Origin of the sequence: Thermus antranikianii DSM 12462 (genome assembly GCF_000423905.1) — a bacterium.
GTDB lineage: Bacteria > Deinococcota > Deinococci > Deinococcales > Thermaceae > Thermus > Thermus antranikianii.
This window is the reverse complement of sequence record NZ_AUIW01000002.1, coordinates 145,932-169,974: the sequence shown is the minus strand read 5'-3', so window position 1 is coordinate 169,974 and position 24,043 is coordinate 145,932. Positions and strand designations below refer to the sequence as shown.

The window sequence follows — 24,043 nt, the reverse complement described above, 5'->3', positions numbered from 1 at the left end:
GGTCCACCCCTAGATCCTCTGGATGATGGTGGCCGTGGCCTGCCCGTGGCCGATGCACATCACCTGCAGGCCAAACTCCCCCCCGGTGCGCTCCAGCTCGTAAAGGAGTTTAGTCATGAGGATGGCCCCCGTGGCCCCCAAGGGGTGCCCGTGGGCGATGGCCCCGCCGTTGGGGTTCACCTTCTCCGGGTCGGGGCCAAACTCCCGCAGGAAGGCCAGAACCACGCTGGCGAAGGCCTCGTTGATCTCGATGACGTCCAGGTCCTTAAGGGAAAGCCCCGCCTTCTCCAGGGCCTTTTTGGTGGCGGGGATCACCTCCAATAGTTGCAGGGTGGGATCCCCCGCCACCACCACCCGGGCAAGGAAACGGGCCCGGGGGCGAAGGCCCAAGGCCAAGGCCTTTTCCCTATCCCCCAGGAGCAGGGCCGCCGCCCCGTCGGAAACCTGGCTGGAGTTGCCAGCGGTCACCACCCCGTCCTCCCGGAAGACGGGCTTCAAGGCCAGCATCCGCTCGTAGTCCACGTCGAAACGCACCCCTTCGTCGCGGTCCAGCAGGAAAGGCCTTCCCTCCCCATCCACCCCCTCCAGGGGAAGGATCTGGCTCCGGAAGCGCCCCTCCTGGATGGCCCGGGCCGCCCGCCTGTGGGAGAGATAGCCCCACTCGTCCAGCTCCTCCCGGCAAAGGCCATACTTCTTTGCGATGCGCTCCGCGCTTTCCCCTTGGTGGACGAGCTCGTACCGCTGAAAAAGCGCTGGATTCAAGGTGTGGAAGCCTCCCCCGATATCGGAGAACATGGGGGATCGGGTCATGCTCTCCACCCCGCCGGCAATGGCAAAGTCTAGGTCGCCGGCAGCGATGGCCTGGGCGGCGAAGTGCACAGCCTGCTGGCTGGAGCCGCACATGCGGTTTAGGCTTACCGCAGGAACCTCCTGGGGTAGGCGGGAAAGGAGGACGGCAAGCCGTCCTATGTTGGCCCCCTGTTCCCCGGCTTGGGTCACGCAACCCGTGACCACATCCCCGATGAGCCCAGGGTCGATACCCGTCCGCTCCAGGAGGGCGTCCAAGACCTGGGCGTAAAGGGCATCGGGCCGCCACTCCCGCAAGGCTCCATTCCTCTTGCCGATGGGGGTGCGTACCGCCTCGAGGATCACGGGCTCTCCCATATCCGCCTCCTTACCAGCTCCCGCAGGATGATGAGCCTTTGGATCTCGGAGGTTCCCTCATAGATCTGGAGCACCTTGGCATCGCGGTACAGTTTGGCCAAGGGATACTCCTCGCTGTAGCCGTTTCCGCCAAAGACCTGGAGGGCCTCCGACACCCCCTGCACGGCGGCGTCGGCGGCAAAGGCCTTGGCCGTGGCTGCCTCCAAGGCGTTCTCCTCCCCCCGTTCCGCCAGTTCGGCAGCCTTCAGGGTGAGGAGGCGGGCGGCCTCCAGGTCCATGTGCATCTCCGCCAGCTTAAACCCCACCCCCTGGTGCTCCAGAATAGGCCTGCCGAAAGCCTCCCGCATGGCAGCATAGGCCAGGGCCTCGTCCAAGGCCCTCCACAATAGCCCCACCGCCAGGGCCGCCACCATGGGCCGAGATCGGTTGAACACCCGCATGGCCAGGGCAAACCCCTCCCGGGCGATCAAGCCCTCCTCGGGCACCAGGACGCCGTCCAGGTACACCTCCGCCGCCGGGGAGGCCTTCTGCCCCAGCTTGGGCAAAGGTGGCCCCACCTCCACCCCCATCCCCCGCTCCACCAGGAAGGCGGCGATCCCCTCCCGGCCCTCCGCCACCTTGGCAAAGACCACGAAAAAGGAGGCCTCCGGGGCGTGGCTGATCCAGGTTTTGCGCCCATAGAGGCGGTATCCGCCCGGCACCCTTTCCGCCCGGGTGCGGATGGCGGCCACATCCGAGCCCGCGTGGGGCTCGGTGAGGGCGTAGGAGGCCACCTCCTCCCTGAGCCGGGGTAGAAAGCTTCGGGCGTGGGCACTTCCCGAGAGAAGAAGGGCGTCCGCCACCAAGTTGTTGAGGAGCAAGGCCGCCGCCACCCCGGTGCAGGCATAGGCCAGTTCCTCCGCCACCAGGACCAGGCTCCTGGGCCCAAGGCCAGCCCCGCCCAGTTCCTCCGGGACCAGGAGTACCGGAAAACCAAGCCCTGCCGCCTCCCGAAACAGGGGCCAGGGGAACCGGGCCTCCTGGTCCAGTTGCCTGGCCTGGGGCAGGACGCGTTCCCGGGCAAAGCGCCGGGCCAGCTCCCGAATGGATTTCTCCAGGTCCACGGGAACCCCCGGCAAAAGTTTACCCGGTCCAAAACCCCGGAGCAAGGACCTTCACTTTCTCAGGGACACGCGCCATCCTATCCATGGCGCCCCAACCAGCGGGAGGCCAGCTTGACTTTGCCCCCTCCACCCTGGACGATGAGAAGGATGGATGACAAGCGCATCCGCAACTTCTCCATCATCGCCCATGTGGACCACGGGAAGTCCACCCTGGCCGACCGCATCCTGCAGCTGACCCATGCGGTGAGCGAGCGGGAGATGCGGGAGCAGTTTCTGGACTCCCTGGAGCTGGAGCGCGAGCGGGGCATCACCATCAAGGCCAGCGCCGTGCGGGTGGAGTACCGGGCCAAGGACGGGGAAACCTATATCTTCAACCTGATCGACACCCCGGGCCACGTGGACTTCACCTACGAGGTATCCCGGGCCTTGGCGGCAGTGGAAGGGGTCCTTCTGGTGGTGGATGCCAGCCAAGGAGTGGAGGCGGAAACCCTGGCCAAGTTCTACATGGCCCTGGAGCACGGCCATGTGATGATCCCCGTCATCAACAAGATCGACCTTCCCAACGCCAGGCCCCTGGAGGTGGCCCTCGAGGTGGAGGAGGTGCTGGGCCTCCCCGCCGACGAGGCCATCTTCGCCTCGGGGAAGACGGGGGAAGGCGTGGAGGAGATCCTCGAGGCCATCGTAAAACGCATCCCACCCCCCAAGGGCGACCCGGAAGCTCCCCTTAAGGCCCTCATCTTCGACTCCCTTTACGACGCCTACCAGGGGGTCATCCCCTACCTCCGCCTCTTTGAGGGCCGGGTGCGCCCGGGGGACCGGATCCGCATCTACTCCACCGGCAAGGAGTTCACCGTGGACAAGGTGGGGGTCTTCACCCCCCAGGGACTCATCCCCGTAGAGGAGCTTACCGCAGGGGAGGTGGGCTGGCTGGTGGCCGCCATCCGGGACATCCACGACGTGCAGGTGGGGGACACCATCACCCACGCCCATAGGCCCACCGACGCCCCCTACCCCGGCTTCCGCCCCGCCAAACCCGTGGTCTTCGCCGGCCTCTACCCCGTGGACTCCGGGGACTACGGAAGGCTTAGGGATGCCCTGGAAAAGCTCAAGCTCAACGACGCCGCCCTTTCCTTTGAGCCGGAAACCTCCACCGCCTTGGGCTTCGGTTTTCGCTGCGGCTTCCTGGGACTTCTCCATGCGGAAATCGTGCAGGAGCGCTTGGAGCGGGAGTTTGGCCTGGAGCTCATCGCCACCGCCCCCAGCGTGGTCTACAGGGTGCGCCTGAAAAACGGGGAGGAGAGGGAGGTGCCAAACCCCGCCGACCTCCCCGACCCCACAAAGATCGAGGAGATCCTCGAGCCCTACGCGAGGCTCACCGTCTTCACCCCCGAGGAATACGTGGGGTCCATTATGCAACTTGTACAGGAAAAACGGGGCCGCCTGGTGAACATGAGCTACCTTCCCGGGGAAACCAAACGGGTGGAGCTGGTCTACGAGGTGCCCTTTGCCGAGATCCTCTACGACTTCCACGACCGCCTGAAAAGCCTCTCCCGGGGCTATGCCTCCATGGACTATGAGCAGATAGGCTACCAGCCCGGGGACCTGGTCAAGGTCAACGTGCTGGTGCACGGGGAGCCCGTGGACGCCCTCACCTTCATCGCCCACAGGGACAAGGCCTACGCCATGGCCCGGGCCATCGTGGACAAGCTGGCGGAGGTCATCCCCCGTCAGCTTTTTGAGGTGCCCATCCAGGCGGCCATCGGGGGCAAGATCATCGCCCGGGCCACGGTGAAGGCCCTGCGCAAGGATGTGCTGGCCAAGTGCTACGGCGGGGACGTGACCCGGAAGAAGAAGCTTCTGGAAAAGCAAAAGGAGGGGAAGAAACGGCTCAAGGCCATCGGCAAGGTGGAGGTGCCCCAGGAGGCCTTCCTGGCGGTGCTCTCGGCGGGACGGGATGAGTCTTAGGACAAGGCTCGCCCTGGTTATCGCCCTTCTGGCTTTTCTGCCCAACCTGGTCCTGGCCCTCACCCTGGGCCTCATGGGGGAGGGTCCCTGGTTGCCCTTGGTGCTTTGGCTTCTCCTCATCGGCCTGGTTTCCGGGGCGGTGGGGTACTTCCTGGCCCGAAGCCTCCTCAGGCCCCTCGAGGAGCTCACCCGCGCCCTGGCCTACCTCTCCGTCAGGGAGGGCCCGGTGAACGAGCTCAGGCTACCCGCCCCCAAGGAGCCTCCCCCTATGGAGATCACCCTGCTCCGCGCCCGCTTCGGGGAGCTTCTTCAACGCCTCCAGCGCCTTATGGAGGCCCGGGAAGCCTTCTACGGGGCCCTGGCCCACGACCTGAAAACCCCCCTGCTTTCCGCCATCCGGGCCCTGGAGTACCTGGAAAAGGCGGACCACCTGGGAAGGGAAAAGCGGGTGGAACTCCTTCTGGCCTTGAGGCGGGAGCTCTTCCAGGCCCACCTTCTTGTGGAAAACCTCCTGGCCCTCTCCCGCCTGGAGACCCGTACCCCCCAGCGGGAAACCCTGAACCTAAGGGCCTTGGCCGAGGATCTCCTTTTGCGTTACCGGGAGGAAGCGGGAAGGCGGGGGCTTGGCCTCACGGTGGAGGGGGCGGGTCTCGCCCGGGGGGAGCGGCTCCTTTTGGAAAGGGCCCTGGCCAACCTTCTGGACAACGCCCTGCGGCACGCCAAAACCCAGGTGCGCATCCGGGTGGAGGAAGGGGCCTTGCAGGTGGAGGATGACGGGGAAGGGCTTCCCTTGCCCCTGGAGGCCTTGGCCCAGCCCTTCCGCCAAGGAGGCTCGAACCGGGGAAGCGCGGGGCTTGGCCTCTACACCGCCAAGCGGGTGGCCGAGGCCCACGGGGGAAGGCTTCTGACCTGCAAAACTCCCTTGGGCGGGGCGTGTTTGCGCCTGGAACTCCCCTCGGCTAAGGAGCTTTAGTCCGTAACCGGGGGAATCTGCCGCACCCAGAGGATGTAGGAGAGGTGCTCCAGGTACCTCAAGGGAACCTCGGGAAGGGGACGGTCCACCTCGAGGCTCATCATGGCCTCCCCGCCCCGCTTCTTGCGGCTCACCGTGAGGTAGGCGATGTTCACCTCATCATCGGCCAGGATGCGGGCTACCCGGGCCACCACCCCCGGGGTGTCCACGTTGCGGATCACCAGGGTGGGGGCGGCTCCGGTGATGCGCACCTCGAAGCCATCCAGGTCAAAAATGCGCACCAGTCCGCCTCCCAGGGAGCTTCCCGTCACGGTGATGCGCTCCTTCTCCCCCTCCAGGACCATACGCACGGTGTTGGGGTGCACATCCCCTAGCTCCACTGCCTTAAAGGCCACCTCGAGGCCTTCCTTTTCCGCCAGGGAAAGGCTTTCCTTAAGCCTTTCATCGTCGGGGGTGAAGCCCAAAATCCCCGCCACCAGGGCCAGGTGGGTGCCGTGGCCCTTTCCCGTCTTGGCAAAGGAGCCGTGCAGGCCAAACTCCACCCGCCTGGGCCTTTCCCCCAAAAGGTGCCGGGCCAGAAGGGCCAGGCGGCAAGCCCCGGCGGTGTGGCTGGAGGAAGGCCCCACCATCACCGGGCCGATCATGTCCAGTAGACCCATGCCTGTAGAATAACCCCATGCGCGCGTTCCTGACCCGGGCCATCGGCTTCCTCTTGGCCCTGGGACTCCCGGTTTTAGGCCAAAGCCTGGTGGTCCCGAAGGAAGTCCAGGCGGGAAGGCCCGTGGTCCTGGAGGGGCGGGACCTGCCCGAGGGGCGCTTTCCCTTGGTGCTGGAGGGTCCTGAGGGGCAGGAAACCCTGGAGGTGGAGGCCCAGGAGGGAAGGTTCCAGCTGGAGCTACACCCCAAGGCCCCCGGGGAGTACCGCATCCGCCTTTCCCTGCCCGCCGGTGCCTTGGAAGCCCGCTTCACCGCCCTTGCCCCCGCCACCCCCGAGCTGACCCGGGAAGGGCTCAAGCTCCCCTGGGGCCTCCTGCCCCTACCCCCGGGGGGTTGGCTGGGGCCTTTGGTCCAAGGGGATAAGGTGTACGTGGCCCAGGGGCTTTTGGTGGTGGAAACCAGCGCGAAGGAGAAAACCCTCTCCTTCCACTTTGCCCCGGCCCGCATCCTGGCCCTTAGGCCGGGCCCCGAAGCCCTCCTCGAGGGGGACTGGGTCCTGCCCATCCCCTTCCCCCGGGTGCCCTTTGAAGGCAAGGAGGAGGACCTAAAGGTCCTAGGCTCCCTCCTGGAAGCCCTCAACCCCCCGAAGCCCTGGCCCTACTTCGCCTACTGGACCCTGGACCCCGCCACCCTCACCCCGGAGGACCTGGAAGCCTACGGCCAGGACCTCCTGGCCCGGGGCCATAGGCCGGAACTCTTCTTCGGCCAACCGGGAGTGGCCCGCATGGCGGAGGCCTCCCGCCTTCTGCAGAAGAAGGACCCCGAAAAGGCCCTTCTCCTGGCCAAAGCTCTCCTCCGCTACACCCCTCTCTTCCCAGGTTCCTTGGCTTTTTTCCAGGAGACTGCTCAGTACCTGGAGACCCAGGGCCACCCCGCCCAGGCCCTGACCTTCTCCGAGGCGGGAAAGATCCTGCGCGCCTGGCTTCCCCCCAGGCTTTCCCTGCTTCCCATGGCCCTCTGGACCCTGGGCCTGGCCTACCTCGGCCTCATGCTTTACCTCTTCCTCTACTACTTGCCCGCCCAGCTAAAGGACCTGAAGCCCATCGGTGGCTATCTGGGTGGGTTCTGGCGGCACCCCCTCCTGCGCCTTAGGCACCTTCACCTGGCCTACGCCAGCCTGGGGGAACGGGTGTTGGCCCTGGTCCTCTTCCTGGCCCTCAGCCTGGGCCTCCTCCTCCAGGGACTGGACGCCCAGGTGCGAAAAGAACTCTTCGCCCCCCCCTTGGACCAAGGCACCCTCCGCACGCAAAAAGCCCAGGACTGGCTCCGCACCCTACCCCCCACCCCTGAGGTCAAGGCCCTTCTGGGCTACGCCCTCCTTTCGGAGGCCCCCAAGGAGGCCCAAGGCCTCCTGCGGGAAGCCGCTTTGCCCTTCGCCCTAGCCCTTAGGGGAGACGAAACCTCCCTGGCCCAAGCCTACCGTAAGGCTCCCCTCGAGGGGCCCATCCGCACGGCCCTCCAACTGGGGCAGGATCCCTGGGGGGCCAGGGAGCCGGGTCCCACCCTGCGCACCCTTTACCTGGCCCTCCTCCGGGTGGAGCTAAAGCGCCTCCAGGAGGACCCCTTCCGGGGGTTCCTGCGCCTAGGCACCTCCCTTCCTGAAGGGGTGAAGCCCTGGGCCTTCGCTGGCTTCTGGCTCCTTCTCCTCTACCACCTCCTCACCTTCCTCCTGCCCCGGCGCAGGACCCCGGTCCCCCCCTCCTGGGCCCTGGGGGTGCGCCTCTTGGTACCGGGAAGCCTGGGCTTCTCCTCGGGCCTGGGCATTGTCCTCCTCCTCCTGGCCGCCTATGGGCTCCTTGCCCTCCTGGAGGGCCAGAAACCCACCCTCCTGATCCTGGCCTACGGACTCCACTTCCTGGTGTTAGTCTTTAGCCTGAGGAGGCCCGCATGATCCTTCCACCCATCCCCACTCCCTTCGACCGGGAAGGCCGCCTGGACACGGAGGCCTTTCGGGAACTGGCCGAAGCCCTAGAACCTTTGGTGGACGGGCTTCTCATCTACGGCTCCAACGGGGAAGGCGTCCACCTGACCCCTGAGGAACGGGCCAGGGGGCTTCGGGCCCTAAAACCCCGGAAGCCTTTCCTGGTGGGCCTCATGGAGGAAACCCTGCCCCAAGCGGAACGGGCCCTCCTCGAGGCCCAGGAAGCAGGTGCCATGGCCGTTCTGGCCACGCCTCCCCGCTACTACCACGCAAGCCTCGGCGAGGGGCTCGTGGCCTACTACCAAGCCCTGGCGGAAAGGATGCCCATCTTCCTCTACCACGTGCCCCAAAACACCAAGGTGGACCTGCCCCTTCCCGCGGTGGAAACCCTGGCCCAACACCCCAGGATCACGGGAATCAAGGACTCCAGCGGGGACCTAACCCGCCTGGCCTTTTACCAGGCCCATCTGAGGGATGATTTCCGGGTCTTCACCGGCCACGCCCCCACCTTCCTGGGGGCTTTGGTCCTGGGAGCCGAAGGAGGCATCCTGGCGGCGGCCAACCTGGCCCCCAGGGCCTACCGGGCCCTCCTGGAGGCCTTCCGGACCGGCCGCCTAAGCGAAGCCCAGGCCCTGCAAAAACGGCTATTCCCCTTGGGGAACCTTCTTTCCAGGGGTGGGGTACCCCTCCTCAAGCAGGCCATGAGGCACCTGGGCCTACCCGCCGGTTACCCAAGGCCTCCCTATCCCCAGGAAAGCCCTATCTGGAAGGAGTTTCGGCCCGTCTTGGAAGCCCTTAAGGAGGAGGGATGGCTCCTGTGAGAATCCTTTCGGTCCTCTTGACCCTGGGCCTTTTGGCCGCCTGCGCCCCCAGGGCCTTGACCCCTGAGGCCCGTTTGCTCTCGGCCGAGGTCCGAGGCTTGGAAATAAGCCAAGGGCCCGCCCTCCTCCTGGGCCTGAGGGTGGAGTTCCACAACCCCAACCCCTTCCCCTTACCCCTTTCCACCTTCGGTACCCGGCTCAAGGTGGGGGAGGTGGCGGTGCCCCTGGACCTCACCCTGCCTCCCGGAAGGAGGGAGGAGGTCCTCCTGGTGCGCCTAACCCCGAGGGAAGCCCTTGCCACCGCAAGGGCCCTCCTTTCCCAGGAAGGGGTGGAGGTGGCCCTGGAAGGCGCCACCCTGGGCCAGCACCTCACCTTTTTCCGCACCCGCTTAAGCTTTCCCCTGGAGCCCCCAAGGGTGCGCCGGGCAGGGGTGAACTTCTTCCTGGAAAACCCCAACCCCTTCCCCCTCCGGGTGGAGGGCAACCTGGTTCTTCTGGGCCAAAGCTTCCGCGTAGAGATGGACCTCCCCGCCCGGGGCGAGGGCCGGCTTCAGGTGGTGGGCTTTAGGCCTGGCTTGGAACGGGGTTCTGGAAGGCTGGAACTCACCCTCGAGGTCCCGGGCTTTTTCCGGCAAAGCCTGGTTTTACCACTCTAGAGCCTAAAACCCAGGGGCAAGAGCTCCCCCAGGGTCCTCACCACATACCCCTCAGGCCCGTGCATGACCACCTCGGTCCCGGGGGAGCCGAACTCCAAAAGCACCTGGCGGCACCCCCCGCAAGGGGGAATGGGGCCTTTGGGGCTATAGATGTGCACCCGGTCTATCCGCCTCTTCCCCGCCAGGACCATGGCGGCCACCGCATTGCGCTCGGCGCACTGGGAAAGGGGAAAGGAGGCGTTCTCCACATTGACCCCAAGGAAGCTTTCCCCTTCCGCCTCCACCAGGGCCACCACGGGAAAGCCGGAGTAAGGAGCGTAGGCTCGCTCCACATGGGCCTTAAGGATGGCCCTAACCCTCTCCATGCTCCACCAACCTCTCCACCCGCACCCTTTCTATCCGGCGCTGGTCGGCGCTTTCCACCACGAACCGGAACCCCTGCCACTCCACGCTCTCCCCCACGCCGGGGATGCGGCCGAACTGCTCGTAGAGGAAACCGGAAAGGGTGTCGTACTCCCCCTCGGGCAGCTCCACCCCCAGGGCCTTGGAAACCTCGTCCACGGGGGTTTGGGCCTGGATGGAAAAGGAGCCATCGGGAAGCCTGCGAATGGCCATGTCCTCTGGCTCGTCGGTCTCGTCATAGATCTCCCCCACGATCTCCTCCATCACGTCCTCCAAGGTGACCAGGCCCGCCGTGCCCCCAAACTCGTCCACCACTATGGCCATGTGCACCTTCCGCCGGCGAAGCTCCCTTAGAAGCGACCAGGCATCCATGTTCTCGGGGACGAAGTACGGAGGATGGGCGATGGAGGCCACCGTACGCCCCCTAAGGTCTTCCTCGCAGTAGTAGTCCAGAAGGTCCTTGGCGTAGGCCACTCCCACGATGTGGTCCACGTTCTCCTTGTAGACGGGAACCCGGCTATAGCGGTGCTCCCGGAAGAGGTGGAGGAAGTCCTCCAAGCTGGCCTCCGCCTCAATGGCCACCATCTCCACCCGAGGGGTCATGATCTCCCGCACAGGGGTTTCCTCCAGCTCCAGGATGGAGTGGATCATCTCCTCCTCCTGGGCCTCTATGGTGCCGGACTCCTCCGCCCCCGCCAGGATGAGCTTAAGCTCCTGCTCGGACACCAAGGGGGTATCCCGAGGCTCCAGGCCCAGCACCCTGAGCAGGAAAACGGAGACCAGGCTGAAAAAGCGGCCCACGGGGTAGAGAAGGACGGAGAGGAGGTAGATGGGCCAGGCCCCCACCCGGGCCAAGGCCACCGCATGGTGCACAGCGATGGACTTGGGGGTGATCTCCCCAAAGAAAAGCACCAAGAAGGTCATGAGCCCCGTGGCCAAGCCCACCCCGGCCGAACCGAAGGCCCGGGTGGCCAGATCCGTCACCAAGGCGGTGGCGGCGATGTTCACCAGGTTGTTCCCCACCAGGATGGTGGTGAGGAAGCGGGTGATGTCCTGGGCGAGGAGCCGAAAGGGTCCCCCCCGGGTTTCCGCCAGCTCCCGCACCTTCCAGGGGTAGAGGGTGGTGAAGGCGGTCTCGCTGGCGGAGAAAAAGGCGGAAAAGGCCAAGAGGAGGACCAAAAGAAAAAGGTCCCCAGGGCTTGGGGCTTGGGACTGGGCCAGGGCTAGGGAACCGAAGGGCAGGAAGAAGAGCCACCGACTGGGAGGTCTGTCCATATCACCTTTCGCCATTCTACACCACAAAGATACCCAGGCGCCCTCACGCTTTTCATTGATATCCCTGTATAGTTTACGCATATGAAGGGTCCACCCACCCCTCTGGTGGAGGAGCTATCCCGGCTCGGCTACACCCTGATGCGCCTTTTGCTCTCCCGGGCCAAGGAGATCTTCGCTCAGGAGGGGGTTTCCCTCCTGCAGGCGGAGGTGCTCCGCCTGGTGAGGGAAGGGGTCCAGCTTCCCTCCCGCCTGGCGGAGCAACTGGAGGTCCTTCCCTCCCAGGTATCCCATCTCCTCGCCTCCTTGGAGGAAGCTGGCCTCCTGGAGCGCCACCCAGACCCCCAGGACCGCCGCAGGGTCCTCCTCCGCCTTACCCCCAAGGGGGAGGCCGTGCACAAGCGCCTACAGGAAGCCTGGCTTCACGCCTACGGCCAGCACCTGGCCCGGCTCAGCCCAAAGGAGCTCCTCCTTTTCCGCGACCTCCTGCGCAAACTCACGGAGGTGGAAGGTGGCTAAAGCCCTTGCCCTCCTCCTCTTTCTCCTTCCCGCATTGGCCCAGGGGGCGCTGAGTCCCCTCAAGGACCATCCCCTGGCCCGGCAGGCCCAAGCCTTCTTGCAGGCCGCTGCCAAGGCCCTCGAGGCCCAGGCCTCCCCCTTGGCCCTGAACGTGCAGGGAAACTACGCCCGCCTGGGATACGAGTGCACTCCTCCCTCCCTCTGCCAAGGCCTGCCCGCCACGGGGGGAAGCCTCACCCTGGCCCTGGTCCTCACTCCCTTCCCCTTTGGGGAAGTGCAGGACAGCCTGGAACGGGCCTGGATCGCCTACCGAAGAGCCGAGCTCGGCTACCGCAAGGCCCTCACCGCCCTGCAAACCCAGGCGGTGGCCGCATACGGGCGCTACCAGCTGGCCCTCTTGGGGAAAAAGGTGGCGCAAAAGGGAGTGGAACTGGCCCGGGCAGCCCTGGAGGCGGCCCGGAAACGCCAGGCCAACCCCAAGGAGCTCCGGGAGGCGGAGCTCGCCCTGAAGGAAGCGGAAAACCGCCTCTTGGAGGCCCAGAGGAACGTGGAGCTGGCCAGGAAGGGGGCGGAGGGGCTGGTGGACCTCACCAAGCCCCTCCCCGAGATCCCCCCACCCCAAGGCACCACGCCCCTTTCCCTGGAGGAAGCCCGCCTGAGCCTGGAGGAGGCCAGGATCGCCCACATGAGCGCCCTCCGCACCCTCTTCCCCGAGGTCAAGGCCAGCTACCTCCTCTACCCAAGCGGGAACGACACCCTGGCCCTGAGCCTTTCCAGCCGGACCCTGCAACCCACCCTGGCCTACACCCGGCAGGATCCCGCGCAAAGGCCCACCAGCCTGCCCGGAGGGGGTAGCTACCGAACCCTGGAGGAAATGAGGCTCTCCTTTTCCCTCACCCTCTCCCCGGGTCTCTTCGCCGCCCTGGAGGCCGCAGAGGCCCAGGTGCGGGGGGCGGAGGAAGCCTTGAAGGCAACCGAAAGGCAAGCCCGGCTGCAGGAGGAAACCCTGAATAACTCCCTAAAAACCCTAAGGGCGGCCCTGGAGCTAGCCCGCCTCCGCCTCGAGGCCCAGGAAAGGACCCTGGCGGAAACGAAAAAGCGCCTGGAACTCGGCCTGGAAAGCCCCCTGGCCCTGTTGCAGGCGGAGCTTTCCCTTGCCCAGGCGGAACTGGCCCTGGCCCAGGCGGAAAGCGACCTGAGAACCAAGTGGATGGAGCTTTACCAGCTCTACGGCGAACTCCTACCGGAGGTGATCCCATGAGAAAAAGCGCCCTAGCCTTACCCGTGCTCCTGGCCCTCGGCCTGGCCCAGCCCCTCCCCGAGGCCCTGAAGAAGGCACCGGAGGTGGCGGCGGTGGTCGCGGCTCGCTTGGACTACGAAACCAAGCAGAAAGACCTGGCCCGCACCCTCCAGGACCCCTTGCGCACCGCCTTGGCCGAGCTGCAAGCGCGCCAGGCCAGGGATCTGGCCGAGGCCAGGTTCAAACGGGCCCTGGCCCAGGCGGAAAGCGAGATCGTCTCCGCCTACACCCAGGCCTATGAAGCCCTCCTGCAGGTGGATCTGGCGGCAAAGGCCGTGGAGGTGGCCGAGCTGGGACTCAAGGCCACGGAGATCCGCCTCAAGGGAGGCGGGGCCACCAGCCTGGACCTCCTCGAGGCGCAAACCCGGCTTCTGGAGGCCAGGAAGAACCTGGAGCTGGCCCAAAGGGGACGGGATACCGCCCTGGCCGCCTTGGCGAACCTGGTGGGCGATTGGAAGCCGGAAGGCGTCAAGGAACTGCCAGCCCTCCCCGAGGAGAAGGCGGTGGAGACCCTTCTTCAGGAGCACGCCGACCTCCTGCAGCTGAAGCAGTCCTTGGCCCTTCTCCGCTTCCAGCGGGGTCTCTTGGACGAAAGCTTCGTCCCAAGGAAGGAGATCGAAGCCCTAGAGGATCAGATCCAAACCCTCGAGGCCAACCTGGCCAACCTGGAGCGCTCCCTAAGGCTGGGCCTGGAGGCCAGGTACCGCCAGCTATCCCCCCTCCTGCAAGGGGTGAAAACGGCGGAGGAGGCTTACCGGGCAGCCCAGGAGCGCTACCGGGCCGAGGAGAAGCGGTTCCAGGCGGGGCTCACCAGCCGGTTAGGCCTTCTACAACAGGAACTCGCCCTCAAGCAGGCGGCGCTTTCCCTGGAGCAGGCCAAGCACGCCTACCTGAAGGCCTATTACGGGCTCCTGGCGAGCCGCTAAGGAGGAAACCATGCGCCCTGTAACAAGCCTTGCCCTAAGCCTCATCCTCCTCAGCGCCTGCGCCCCCAAGGAGGCCAAAGCCCCCGAGGCCCCTCCCACCCCTACCCTGGCCACGGAGGTGCGCACCGTGCGGGCCCAGCCTGGAATCCTGGAACGGGAGGTACGGGCCTCCGCCACCTTGCAGGCGGAAAAGGAGAGCCTGGTGGCGGCAGGCGCCTCCGGCCGGGTCCTGCGAACCCTTCCCGCCGGCACCCGGGTGCAGGCGGGGGAAGGGGTGGTCTACCTGGACCCAGCTCCCTTCCAGGAGGCCCTGGAAGCCGCCAAGCTTAACCTAAAACAAGCCGAGGCCAACCTGGAGCGCGCCCGAAACCAGCTTGTGGGAAACCGGGCCACCCTCAAGGCCCAGCTCCAGGCGGCAGAAGCCCAGCTCCAGGCGGCCAAGAAGCGCTACGAGGAAGGCCAGGCCCTGCTTTCGGCGGGAGCCTTGGCCCCTTTGGACCTCAAGGCCCTCGAGGCCCAGTACCGCCAGGCGGAAAGCCACTACCAGAACGCCCTCGAGGCCCTATCCCGCCTGGAGCGGGGAGAGGACCTCCGGCTTCTTGAGCTTCAGGTGGAGGCCGCCCGGCTCCAGGTGCGCCAGGCGGAAAGGAACCTCAAGGAAAGCACGGTGCGGGCCCCCTTCGCCGGGGAGGTGGTGGAGGTCTTTGTAAGGGAAGGGGAGTTCGTGGGAACGGGAAGCCGGGCCTTCCGGCTGGCCACCACGGACCGCCTTTTGGCCAAGGTCTACCTCCCTCCCGACCAAGCCAGCGCCCTCACCCCAGAAACGCCCTTCCTCCTCAGGCAAAACGGGCGGGAGGTGCGGGCACGCCTCCTGCGCAAAACGGACCTCCCGGGACAGACCCGCCTGGTGGAGGTGGTCCTGAAGCCGGAAGGCAGGCTGCTCCCGGGTCCTGCCGAGGCACGCTACCGGGTGAAGCTGGCCGAAGGCTTCCTCATCCCCGCAACGAGCCTCCAGGTCCAGGAGGGGGAAACCCTGGTCTACCAGGTGAAGGCGGGGAAGGCGAGAAAAACCCCCGTGCGCCTTCTCGCCCAAGAAGGCGGACAAGCGGCGGTGGAGGGCCTTGACAAGGGTGCCGAGGTCATCCATCCCGTGCCCGTGGGCCTCAAGGATGGGGATCCCGTGGAGGTGGTTCGGTGAGGACCAACCCTCTGGTGGCCTTCTTCGTGGAGCGGTTCGTCTTCGCCACCGCCATCTTCGTGGGCCTGGTCCTGGTGGGCCTGCTCCTGGGCCTTGGGCTTGGGGTGGAACTCCTCCCCCGCTTCAGCGTGCCCGTGGTGGCGGTTTCCACCAGCTACCCCGGGGCCGGTCCCGAGGAGGTGGCGGAGCAAGTATCCAAGCCCCTCGAGGACGCCCTTTCCACCCTAAGCGGGGTGGACACCATCGGAAGCAGCTCCACCGAGGGCTTCAGCCTGGTCTTTGTCCAGTTCCAGCAAGGGGTGGACGTGGACCGGGTAGCGGTGGAGGTGAGCCAGAAGGTGGCCGCCGCCCGGGCCCTGCTTCCCAAGGATGCCTCGCCCCCCGTGGTGCAGAAGTTTGACCCCTCGGCAAGCCCCATCCTCTACGTGGCCCTCGAGGCGCCCGGGGAGGATCTCTCCCAGGTGTTGCGCTACGCCGAGCGAACCCTAAAGCCCCGCCTCCAGCTGGTGCCGGGGGTGGCGGACATCCGCCTCACCGGGGCGCCCAAGAGGGCCATCCGGGTCTACCTGGACCCAGGCCGCCTCGAGGCCCTGGGGGTAGCCCCCGGCCAGGTGGTGCAGGCGCTTTCCACCTCGGCCCTGAACCTGCCCTTGGGAAGCCTCACCGAGGGGGAAAAGCGCCGGGTCTACACCCTGCGCAACACCCCCGCCACCGCCGAGGAGGTGGCGGATCTGGTCCTGGACCCCTCTCGGGGCCTCAGGATCCGGGACGTGGCCCGGGTGGAGGAGCGGGCGGAAGAGCCCAGCACCCTAAACCGCCTGAACGGCCGCCCCGCCGTCCTCCTGGCGGTGGTGAAGACCCCTGACTCCAACGCCGTGGCCGTGGCGGACGGGGTCAAAAAGACCCTGGCGGAAACCAAACTCCCCGCAGGCTACCGGGCGGAGATCGCCCTGGACTCCACCCGCTTTATCCGGGCCGCCGTTTTGGACACGGTGCGGGAGGCCTTCCTAGCTGCCTTGGCGGTGTCCTTGGTGGTGTTGGTCTTCTTGGGGAAGCTGAACTCCGTCTTCTCCGTGATCCTGGCCATCCCCATCACCCTCTCCGGGGCCATCCTCCTCTTCGGCCTTCTGGGCTTCACCTACAACCTGATCAGCCTTCTCGCCCTCACCGTGGCGGTGGGCATCGTGGTGGACGACTCCATCGTGGTGGCGGAGAACATCGACCGCTACCGGCGCATGGGGTACGGCCTCAAGGAAGCGGTGCTGAAGGGAGCCAGCGAGGTTTCCGTGGCGGTGGCCGCCGCCACCCTGAGCCTTCTCGCGGTATTCCTCCCCATCAGCTTCCTCCCGGGCATCATCGGCCAGATCTTCCAGCAGTTCGGCCTGGGAATGGCCGCCGCCATCGCCGTGAGCTGGCTGGAGGCCCTCCTCTTCCTCACCGTGCGCCTGGCCTACTTCCCGGACCCCGAACCCCCAAGCCCCAAGGAAGCCCTTCTGGCCCTACGCCTCCTGCCCCAAGACCTCCGCTTCGCTTACCAAAGGGGCCTCCGCACCCCAGTGGGTCTTCTCCTCGGAGCCCTGGCCGCCTTCCTCCTCTACCGGCAGGGACCCCTTTGGCTCCTCCTCCTTCCCCTGTACCCCGCCCTCCTCGGCCTTGGGCGCTACCTGGGCCGCTTTTTCCTGGACCTGGCGGGAGCCCTCACCCACCTCCTCCACGCGAGCTCCGAGGCCTTGATGCACCGCCTCACCGAGGCCTACGCCCGAAGCCTTGGCCAGGTCCTAAGACGGCCTTGGGTAGTCCTGGGTCTCGCCACCCTGGCCTTCCTCTCCCTCTTCCCCATCCTGCCCAGGATCCCCTTCAACTTCACCCCCCGCTCCGACACCGGGGTCCTCACCGCCACCCTGCTCCTGCCCAAGGACACCCCCCTGGCGGTCTCCGACCGGGCGGCAAGGGCCCTCGAGGCCTACTTCCTCTCCCACCCCGCGGTGAAGCGGGTGGTCACCACCGTGGGGGCCAGCGCCACCGGCGGGGCCCAGGTGGGGGACCCCAGCCGGGTGCAGCTCCAGATCGTCCTGAAGCCCAAGAGCGAGCGCCAGGACATCTTCACCCTCACCGAGGTCTTCAACCGCCAAGGACGGGAGGCCCTTAAGGACTTCCCTGGGGCCGACCTACGGGTCCTGGCCCAGACCGGCCCCGAGGCCGGGGATGCGGACCTGCAGTTTTTCGTCACCAGCCCCGACCGGGCCCTTTTGGAGAAGCGGGTGAGGGAGATCACCCAGCTGATTGCGGAAAAACCCTATGTCCTCAACGTGAAGAACACCCTCGAGGCCACCCAGCGGGAACGGGTCTTCGTGCCGGATCCTGCCCGGCTTTCCGGCACCGGCCTCACCCCCTTGGACCTGGCCCAGACCCTGCGCCTTTACCTCTCCGGCACCCAGGCGGCCACCGCCAGGAGGGGCGGCGAGGAACTGGCCATCGTGGTCCAAGCGGATCCCCTACGCCTCGGGGACGAGTCCGACCTCCTCTCCCTGCCCATCTACGCCCCTGCCCTGGGCGCCTTCCTGCCCCTGGGAAGCCTGGGGCGGTTCGTGGAGCGGCCTGGACCCACCCTGATCTCGAGGCGCAACCAAGCCTACGCCGCCGGCATCAACATCAACTTGAAGCCGGACGCCCCCGGGACCTTCCAGATCCAAAGGGAGCTGGAAGCGGAACTCCAGTCCAAGGGGCTCCTGGGCGATGGGGTGGAGCTTCTGGCCACGGGCCTGGGTAGCTTCACCGGGGAACTGGCCCGGCTGGCCCCCCTGGCCTTCGCCCTGGCCCTGGTGCTCAACTACCTGGTCATCGCCAGCCAGTTCAACGCCTGGCGCTACCCCCTTTACCTTCTCCTCCCCGTTCCCTTAGCCTTGGTGGGGGCCTTCTGGCTCACCTACCTTTTGGGAACCGGCCTGGATGTGATCAGCGTCCTGGGGGTGGTGATGCTCATCGGTCTGGTCACCAAAAACGCCATCCTCCTTCTGGACTTCGCCGTAAGGCGCATGCGGGAAAAGCCCTTAAGGGAAGCCCTGGTGGAGGCGGCCCGGCTCCGCTTAAGGCCGATCCTCATGACCACCCTCACCGTGCTCATCATCAGCCTTCCCCTGCTCCTGGGCACCGGGGAAGGGGCGGAGTACCGGAGGCCTCTAGGGGTGATCATCCTGGGGGGGCTCCTTTCCTCCACCCTCCTCACCCTCTTCGTGGTGCCCGCGGCCTTCTACGCCTTTGAAGGGCGAAGGGCCCGGGAAGCGATCCTGAGGTGATCCATGAGCGCCAAAAAGCTCCTTCTTCTCTTCCTGGTGGCGGCCTTCCTCCTGGCCCTGGCCGTGACCGGGGTAGCCCACTACTTCCTTAGGCCCTTAAAGGCGGAGGGCGTGGCCCAGGAAGCCTTGAAGCAAGCTGGCCTCGAGGTGCGGGAGGCTTCTTACGGCCTAGAGCTCATCCCCAAAGCCCCCAAGGCCCTTTTGGCCTTCTACCCCGGGGCCCGGGTGGAACCCTTGGCCTACGCCCCGGTTCTGACCCCGGTGGCGGAGGCGGGGTACCTGGTGGTCCTTTTGAAGGTTCCCTCGGGCATCGCCCTCCTGGGAAAGGAAAGGGCCCTGGAGGCCCACCAGGCCCATTCCGGACTCCCCTGGGTGGTGGGCGGGCACAGCCTAGGCGGGGTGGCGGCGGCAGAGCTGGCCGCCTCGGAAGGGCTTCCCCTCATCCTCTTCGCCAGCTACCCGGAAAAGGACCTTTCCCAGGAAAACCTTCCCGTCCTGGCCCTTTTCGGCACGGAAGACGGCCTCCTCCCCCCGGAAAAAGCCCGGGAGAAGGCCCGGCTCCTTCCCAAAAACGCCCGGGTGGTCTTCGTGGAAGGGCTGAACCACGCGGGCTTTGGCGCCTACGGCCCCCACAAGGGGGACCGGCCCGCCCGAAGGCCCCGGGAAGCCCTATGGCGGGAGATCCAGGAGGAGGTCCTGCTTTTCTTGGAAGGCCTGGGCCTGGACGCCCCTCCCCCGCCCCAGGCCCACCGCTGAGGGCCGAGGTGGTATAGTGGGAAAAGCCGGGGCGGGCGCCCCCCCTCGGAACACTTTCCCCCAAAACCCACACCCAGCTCAAACCCTGGCTTTGGTGCCCGGGTACCAGGGTTTACAACCCGTTGGGTGTGGTTTGGAAAGGGGGAAGGGAAAGGAGCAGCCATGAAGGACAGTTTCCAAACCCTTAAGACCCTTAACACCCCAAGCGGCACCTACGCCTACTTTGACCTCACGGAACTGGAAAGGAAAGGGATTGCCGAGGTAAGCCGCCTTCCCTTCTCCATCCGCATCATGCTGGAAAGCCTCCTCAGAAACGAGGACGGCTACCAGGTAACCCGTGAGGACATCGAGGCCCTGGCCCGTTGGACCCCCGAGCCGGGGGAGATCAACGTGCCCCTGAAGCTGGCCCGGGTCATCCTCCAGGACTTCACCGGGGTCCCGGCGGTGGTGGACCTGGCCGCCATGCGGGATGCCGTGGCCGAGCGGGGTGGGGATCCCAAGCGCATCAACCCGGTGGTCCCCGCCGACCTGGTCATCGACCACTCGGTGCAGGTGGACGCCTTCGGCACCGCCTACGCCTTCTTCTACAACGTGGAGAAGGAATACGAGCGGAACCGGGAGCGCTACCTGCTTCTCAAGTGGGCCCAGGGAGCCCTGCAAAACTTCCGGGTGGTACCCCCTGGTACCGGCATCGTCCACCAGGTGAACCTGGAGTACCTGGCCAAGGTGGTGATGACCAAGGAGGAAGGGGGCCTCACCCTGGCCTTCCCCGACAGCCTGGTGGGCACCGACAGCCACACCACCATGGTGAACGGCCTGGGGGTTCTGGGCTGGGGCGTGGGGGGCATCGAGGCCGAGGCGGTCATGCTGGGCCAGCCCTACTACATGCTGGCCCCCAAGGTGGTGGGCTTCAAGCTCTACGGGGAGCTTCCCGAAGGAGCCACCGCCACCGACCTGGTCCTGACCATCACCGAGATCCTCCGCAAGCACGGGGTGGTGGGCAAGTTCGTGGAGTTCTATGGGCCTGGGGTGGCCAAGCTCTCCCTGGCGGACCGGGCCACCATCGCCAACATGGCCCCCGAGTACGGAGCCACCATGGGCTTCTTCCCCGTGGACGAGGAAACCCTAAACTATCTGAGGCTTACGGGCCGCCCGGAGGAGCTCATCGCCCTGGTGGAGGCCTACACCAAGGCCAACGGGCTTTTCCGCACGCCTGAGGCAGAGGAACGGGTGCGCTACTCCGAGTACCTGGAGCTGGACCTCTCCACGGTGGAACCCTCCTTGGCCGGCCCCAAGCGGCCCCAGGACCGGGTGGCCCTCAAGGAGGTGAAGCAGAGCTTCCTGGCCCACCTCACCAAGCCCGTGAAGGAAAGGGGCTTCGGGCTCACCCCGGACCAGCTGAACAAGAAGGTGTTGGTGAAGCGCCAGGACGAGGAGTTTGAGCTCACCCACGGCTCCGTGGTCATCGCCGCCATCACCAGCTGCACCAACACCTCCAACCCCACGGTGATGCTGGGAGCCGGGCTTTTGGCCAAGAAGGCGGTGGAAGCGGGCCTGGACACCAAGCCCTGGGTGAAGAGCTCCTTGGCCCCGGGTTCCAAGGTGGTAACCGACTACCTGGAGGCCAGCGGGCTCCTTCCCTTCCTCGAGGCCCTGCGCTTCCACGTGGTGGGCTACGGGTGCACCACCTGCATCGGCAACTCCGGCCCCCTGCCCGAGGACATCGCCAAGGCGGTGGAGGAGGGGAACCTGGTGGTGGCCGCCGTCCTCTCCGGCAACCGCAACTTTGAAGGGCGCATCAACCCCCACGTGAAGGCCAACTACCTAGCGAGCCCCATGCTGGTGGTGGCCTACGCCCTGGCGGGCCGCATGGACATCGACTTCACCACGGAGCCCCTGGGCTATGACCCCAACGGCAAGCCCGTCTACCTCAAGGACATCTGGCCCTCCATGGAGGAGATCCGGGAGGCCATGGCCAAGACCCTGGACCCCGAGCTCTTCAAGAAGGAGTACGCCCGGGTCTTCCAGGGGGACGAGCGCTGGCAAGCCCTGCCCGCCCCCACGGGGGAGCTCTTCGGCTGGGATCCCGAGAGCACCTACATCCAGAAGCCACCCTTCTTCCAGAACCTGGGCCAGCACCAGGTGAGGGACATCCGGGGAGCCCGGGTGCTCCTGGTCCTGGGGGATTCCGTGACCACCGACCACATCTCCCCTGCCGGGGCCATCCCGGTGAAAAGCCCAGCGGGCCAGTACCTGATCTCCAAGGGGGTCAAACCCGAAGACTTCAACTCCTACGGTTCCCGGCGCGGCAACCACGAGGTGATGATGCGGGGCACCTTTGCCAACATCCGCATCAAGAACCTGATGCTGGATGGGGTGGAGGGGGGCTACGCCAAGAAGCTTCCCGAGGGAGAGGTGGACTTCGTCTACAACGTGGCCATGCGTTACCAACAGGAGGGCACCCCCCTTCTGGTCATCGCCGGCAAGGAGTACGGCACCGGTTCTAGCCGCGACTGGGCCGCCAAGGGTACCTTCCTCTTGGGCATCAAGGCGGTGCTGGCGGAAAGCTTTGAAAGGATCCACCGCTCCAACCTGGTGGGGATGGGGGTCCTGCCCCTGGAGTTCCTGCCGGGCGAGAACCGGGAAACCCTGGGCCTAACCGGCTACGAGGTCTACGACATCCTGGGCCTTGAGGACCTCACCCCCCGCAAGAAAGTGGAGGTGGTGGCGAGAAGGGAGGACGGCACAGAGGTCCGCTTCCAGGCCATCGCCCGCCTGGACACCCGGGTGGAGGTGGACTACTACAAGAATGGTGGCATTCTCCAGACCGTGCTCCTCAACATGCTGAAGAAAGCGAAGGCCCAGTAGGGAAGCGCGCAAGGCCCCGGGTTATAACCCGGGGCCTCTTTTGTGCCTGTCTAGGAAGGTACTAAAGCCCTGCCCCGATCTCCAGCTGGGGGTTGGGGCGGCTTCCTTCCGCCTCCGCCTCCCGGGCCTGGATCTTGCCCTTGATGCGCTTTAGCCGGAAGGTATCCTCCCGCTCCCGCTGCTCCAGAACCTGCTGGATGAAGCGGATCTGGGAACGAATCCCGGGGATCACCACCTGCTCCAAGGCGTTCACCCGTCGGGTGGTCTTCTTGATCTCCTCCCCGATCTTCTTCAGGCGGGTTTCCGTGTTGGCCACCTGGACCAAGGCCTCGGCGTAGCGGCGGAAGGCACGGGCGGCTTCCAGGGTGTAGGCCGGAGTGCCCACAGGGGAGAGCAAGGCCCCATCGGGGAAGGTGACCTTGAGCCTTGGCACCTTGCTCCCCCAGACGTTTTCCACCTCCGCCTCCACCTCCTCGAGGGGCCTCACCCCCAAGGCCGCCCCGGACACCACCTCGGGCCCGTCGAAAGCCTGGGCGAGAAGCAAGGCCCCATAGGCCTCCCGCGCCGCCTGGTTCAAGGCCTTGCGGGCCTCCAAGGCCTCCCTGACCAGGCTGAAGAACTCCGCCACCAAGGCATCCCGCTTCTTCTTGAGGAGGTCCACCCCCTTCTGCGCCAGGCGCAGCTGGCTGCGCCGTTGCAGAAGGTTCATGCGGGTGGGGCTTACCTGGCTCATCTAGCCTCCTTAGTCCAAGGCTTGGGGAGCGCCCCAGATCTCCTCCAGCTTCTGGCCGTAGTACTTGCCGATGTGGTCCTTGGAAATCCGCTTGAGCTCCCCCTGAGGCAGCATGGAAAGAAGCGCCCAAGCGATCTGCAGGCTCTCCTCAATGGAGCGGTTCTGCTGGCCCTGGTTGATGAAGTGCTTCTCAAAGGCGTCGGCGAACTGCAAGTAGCGGCGGTCGTTCTCGGTAAGGGCGTCCTCGCCGATGATGGCCACCAGCTTGCGAATGTCCACCCCGTTGGCGTAGGCGGAGTAGAGCTGGTCGGATACCTGCTTGTGGTCCTCCCGGGTCTTGCCCTTGCCCACGCCGTTGTTCATGAGCCGGGAGAGGGAGGGCAGGGGGTCGATGGGCGGGTAGATGCCCTTGCGGTGGAGCTCCCGGGAAAGCTGGATCTGCCCCTCGGTGATGTAGCCGGTGAGGTCGGGAATGGGGTGGGTGCGGTCGTCGTCCGGCATGGAGAGGATGGGAATCTGGGTCACGGAACCCTTCTTGCCCGCCACGACCCCGGCCCGCTCGTAGATGGTGGCCAGGTCCGTGTACATGTAGCCCGGGTAACCGCGCCGGCCTGGGATCTCCTCACGGCTTGCCCCGATCTCCCGCAGGGCCTCGCAGTAGTTGGTCATGTCCGTGAGGATGACCAGCACGTGGTAGTCGTGCTCAAAGGCCAGGTACTCGGCCACGGTGAGGGCCATACGGGGGGTAAGGAGACGCTCGATGGTGGGGTCGTCCGCCTTGTTCAGGAAGAGGACGGAGCGGCTTAGGGCCCCGGTGCGCTCGAACTCCTGGATGAAGTAGGAGAGCTCCCGCTGGGTGATGCCCATGGCGGCGAAGACCACAGCAAAGGGCTCCTCCTCCTCCCCTTCCCCCGAGAGGTCGGGGCGCACCGTGGCCTGGCGGGCGATCTGGGCCGCAATCTCGTTGGCGGGAAGGCCCGAGCCCGAGAAGATGGGAAGCTTCTGCCCCCTAACCAGGGTGTTCATCACGTCGATGGTGGAAATCCCCGTCTGTATGAACTGCTCGGGTTTCCTGCGGGCCACGGGGTTTAGGGGCAGGCCCACGATGGGAAGCCGCTTCTCCGGGGTGATGGGGGGAAGGCCGTCGATGGGCTTGCCGACGCCGTTGAAACGCCGGCCCAGCATCTCCTTGGAAACCCCGAGCCGGGCCACATCCTCCACCAGGCTCACGGTGGTGGTGGCCAGATCCAGCCCCGTGGTCTCCTCAAACACCTGGATAACCGCGTACTCCTCGGAAACCTCGATCACCTGGCCGCCGCGCACCCGGCCCGTGCCGTCCTTGATATCCACGATGGCCCCGTAGGCCAGGTCCTTGGCGTTCTCCACGAAGAGGAGAGGCCCCGAGATGTAGGTGATGCCCGTGTATTCCTTCTTGAGAAGATCCATCCTTCCC

The 24,043-nt window shown here is 66.0% G+C and carries 19 protein-coding genes; 12 read left to right on the top strand and 7 right to left on the bottom strand.

Features of this window, described 5'->3' with window-relative positions:
• Positions 1–9: 9 nt before the first annotated feature.
• Both G584_RS0102560 and G584_RS0102555 read right to left on the bottom strand, forming a co-directional pair.
• Complete coding sequence (locus tag G584_RS0102560; protein WP_028493205.1) at positions 10–1,164, bottom strand: thiolase family protein; 1,155 nt, start codon at positions 1,162–1,164, stop codon at positions 10–12.
• Positions 1,149–2,267, bottom strand: coding sequence for an acyl-CoA dehydrogenase family protein (locus G584_RS0102555; RefSeq protein ID WP_028493204.1), 1,119 nt, complete (start codon positions 2,265–2,267; stop codon positions 1,149–1,151). The genes G584_RS0102560 and G584_RS0102555 overlap by 16 nt, the downstream gene beginning before the upstream one ends.
• 138 nt (positions 2,268–2,405) lie before the next feature.
• On the opposite strand from G584_RS0102555, the gene lepA reads away from it, so the two are divergent.
• Positions 2,406–4,232 carry a translation elongation factor 4 gene (gene lepA, locus G584_RS0102550; RefSeq protein WP_028493203.1) on the top strand — a complete coding sequence of 609 codons (1,827 nt, stop codon included), beginning with the start codon at positions 2,406–2,408 and terminating at the stop codon, positions 4,230–4,232.
• Entirely contained in the window at positions 4,222–5,205 is a 984-nt protein-coding gene (locus tag G584_RS0102545) for a sensor histidine kinase (RefSeq protein ID WP_028493202.1), read from the top strand. The genes lepA and G584_RS0102545 overlap by 11 nt, the downstream gene beginning before the upstream one ends.
• Here the strand turns inward: G584_RS0102545 and sdaAB are convergent.
• Positions 5,202–5,864, bottom strand: coding sequence for an L-serine ammonia-lyase, iron-sulfur-dependent subunit beta (gene sdaAB, locus G584_RS0102540; protein ID WP_028493201.1), 663 nt, complete (start codon positions 5,862–5,864; stop codon positions 5,202–5,204). The two genes, G584_RS0102545 and sdaAB, sit on opposite strands and share 4 nt — an antisense overlap.
• Positions 5,865–5,881: 17 nt before the next feature.
• Here sdaAB and G584_RS0102535 point away from each other — a divergent pair, with 17 nt between their 5' ends.
• The 3 genes from G584_RS0102535 to G584_RS0102525 are packed head-to-tail and all read left to right on the top strand — an operon-like array spanning position 5,882 to position 9,320.
• Positions 5,882–7,813 (top strand): hypothetical protein, encoded by a 1,932-nt coding sequence (locus G584_RS0102535; protein WP_028493200.1) that lies wholly within the window; start codon positions 5,882–5,884, stop codon positions 7,811–7,813.
• A complete protein-coding gene (locus tag G584_RS0102530) occupies positions 7,810–8,664 on the top strand; it encodes a dihydrodipicolinate synthase family protein (RefSeq protein ID WP_028493199.1) in 855 nt (284 codons plus the stop codon). The genes G584_RS0102535 and G584_RS0102530 overlap by 4 nt, the downstream gene beginning before the upstream one ends.
• A complete protein-coding gene (locus G584_RS0102525) occupies positions 8,652–9,320 on the top strand; it encodes an LEA/WHy family protein (RefSeq protein WP_028493198.1) in 669 nt (222 codons plus the stop codon). The genes G584_RS0102530 and G584_RS0102525 overlap by 13 nt, the downstream gene beginning before the upstream one ends.
• Here the strand turns inward: G584_RS0102525 and cdd are convergent.
• Both cdd and G584_RS0102515 read right to left on the bottom strand, forming a co-directional pair.
• The gene (cdd, locus tag G584_RS0102520; protein ID WP_028493197.1) at positions 9,317–9,685 is read right to left on the bottom strand and encodes a cytidine deaminase; all 369 of its coding nucleotides are present in this window, start codon (positions 9,683–9,685) and stop codon (positions 9,317–9,319) included. The genes G584_RS0102525 and cdd overlap by 4 nt on opposite strands.
• A complete protein-coding gene (locus G584_RS0102515; RefSeq protein WP_028493196.1) occupies positions 9,672–10,997 on the bottom strand; it encodes a hemolysin family protein in 1,326 nt (441 codons plus the stop codon). Before G584_RS0102515 ends, cdd begins: the two co-directional genes overlap by 14 nt.
• Before the next feature lie 81 nt (positions 10,998–11,078).
• Between G584_RS0102515 and G584_RS0102510 the strand changes: the two genes are divergently transcribed.
• The 7 genes from G584_RS0102510 to acnA all read left to right on the top strand — a co-directional run bounded on the left by G584_RS0102510 (position 11,079) and on the right by acnA (position 21,857).
• The gene (locus G584_RS0102510) at positions 11,079–11,513 is read left to right on the top strand and encodes a MarR family winged helix-turn-helix transcriptional regulator (protein WP_028493195.1); all 435 of its coding nucleotides are present in this window, start codon (positions 11,079–11,081) and stop codon (positions 11,511–11,513) included.
• Entirely contained in the window at positions 11,506–12,774 is a 1,269-nt protein-coding gene (locus G584_RS0102505; protein ID WP_028493194.1) for a TolC family protein, read from the top strand. The genes G584_RS0102510 and G584_RS0102505 overlap by 8 nt, the downstream gene beginning before the upstream one ends.
• Positions 12,771–13,739, top strand: a complete 969-nt coding sequence (locus tag G584_RS0102500; RefSeq protein WP_028493193.1) for a TolC family protein — start codon at positions 12,771–12,773, stop codon at positions 13,737–13,739. Before G584_RS0102505 ends, G584_RS0102500 begins: the two co-directional genes overlap by 4 nt.
• A 10-nt stretch (positions 13,740–13,749) precedes the next feature.
• Entirely contained in the window at positions 13,750–14,937 is a 1,188-nt protein-coding gene (locus G584_RS0102495; protein ID WP_028493192.1) for an efflux RND transporter periplasmic adaptor subunit, read from the top strand.
• Entirely contained in the window at positions 14,934–18,233 is a 3,300-nt protein-coding gene (locus tag G584_RS0102490; protein WP_028493191.1) for an efflux RND transporter permease subunit, read from the top strand. The genes G584_RS0102495 and G584_RS0102490 overlap by 4 nt, the downstream gene beginning before the upstream one ends.
• A gap of 3 nt (positions 18,234–18,236) precedes the next feature.
• Positions 18,237–18,989 (top strand): alpha/beta hydrolase, encoded by a 753-nt coding sequence (locus G584_RS0102485; RefSeq protein ID WP_028493190.1) that lies wholly within the window; start codon positions 18,237–18,239, stop codon positions 18,987–18,989.
• 162 nt (positions 18,990–19,151) lie between these two features.
• The gene (gene acnA, locus G584_RS0102480) at positions 19,152–21,857 is read left to right on the top strand and encodes an aconitate hydratase AcnA (protein ID WP_028493189.1); all 2,706 of its coding nucleotides are present in this window, start codon (positions 19,152–19,154) and stop codon (positions 21,855–21,857) included.
• Between the two features lie 61 nt (positions 21,858–21,918).
• Here acnA and atpD read toward each other — a convergent pair whose 3' ends face one another.
• Both atpD and G584_RS0102470 read right to left on the bottom strand, forming a co-directional pair.
• Positions 21,919–22,590: a V-type ATP synthase subunit D gene (gene atpD, locus G584_RS0102475; RefSeq protein ID WP_028493188.1), complete on the bottom strand. Its 672-nt coding sequence runs from the start codon at positions 22,588–22,590 to the stop codon at positions 21,919–21,921.
• 9 nt (positions 22,591–22,599) lie between these two features.
• The gene (locus G584_RS0102470; RefSeq protein WP_028493187.1) at positions 22,600–24,036 is read right to left on the bottom strand and encodes a V-type ATP synthase subunit B; all 1,437 of its coding nucleotides are present in this window, start codon (positions 24,034–24,036) and stop codon (positions 22,600–22,602) included.
• Positions 24,037–24,043 lie beyond the last annotated feature (7 nt).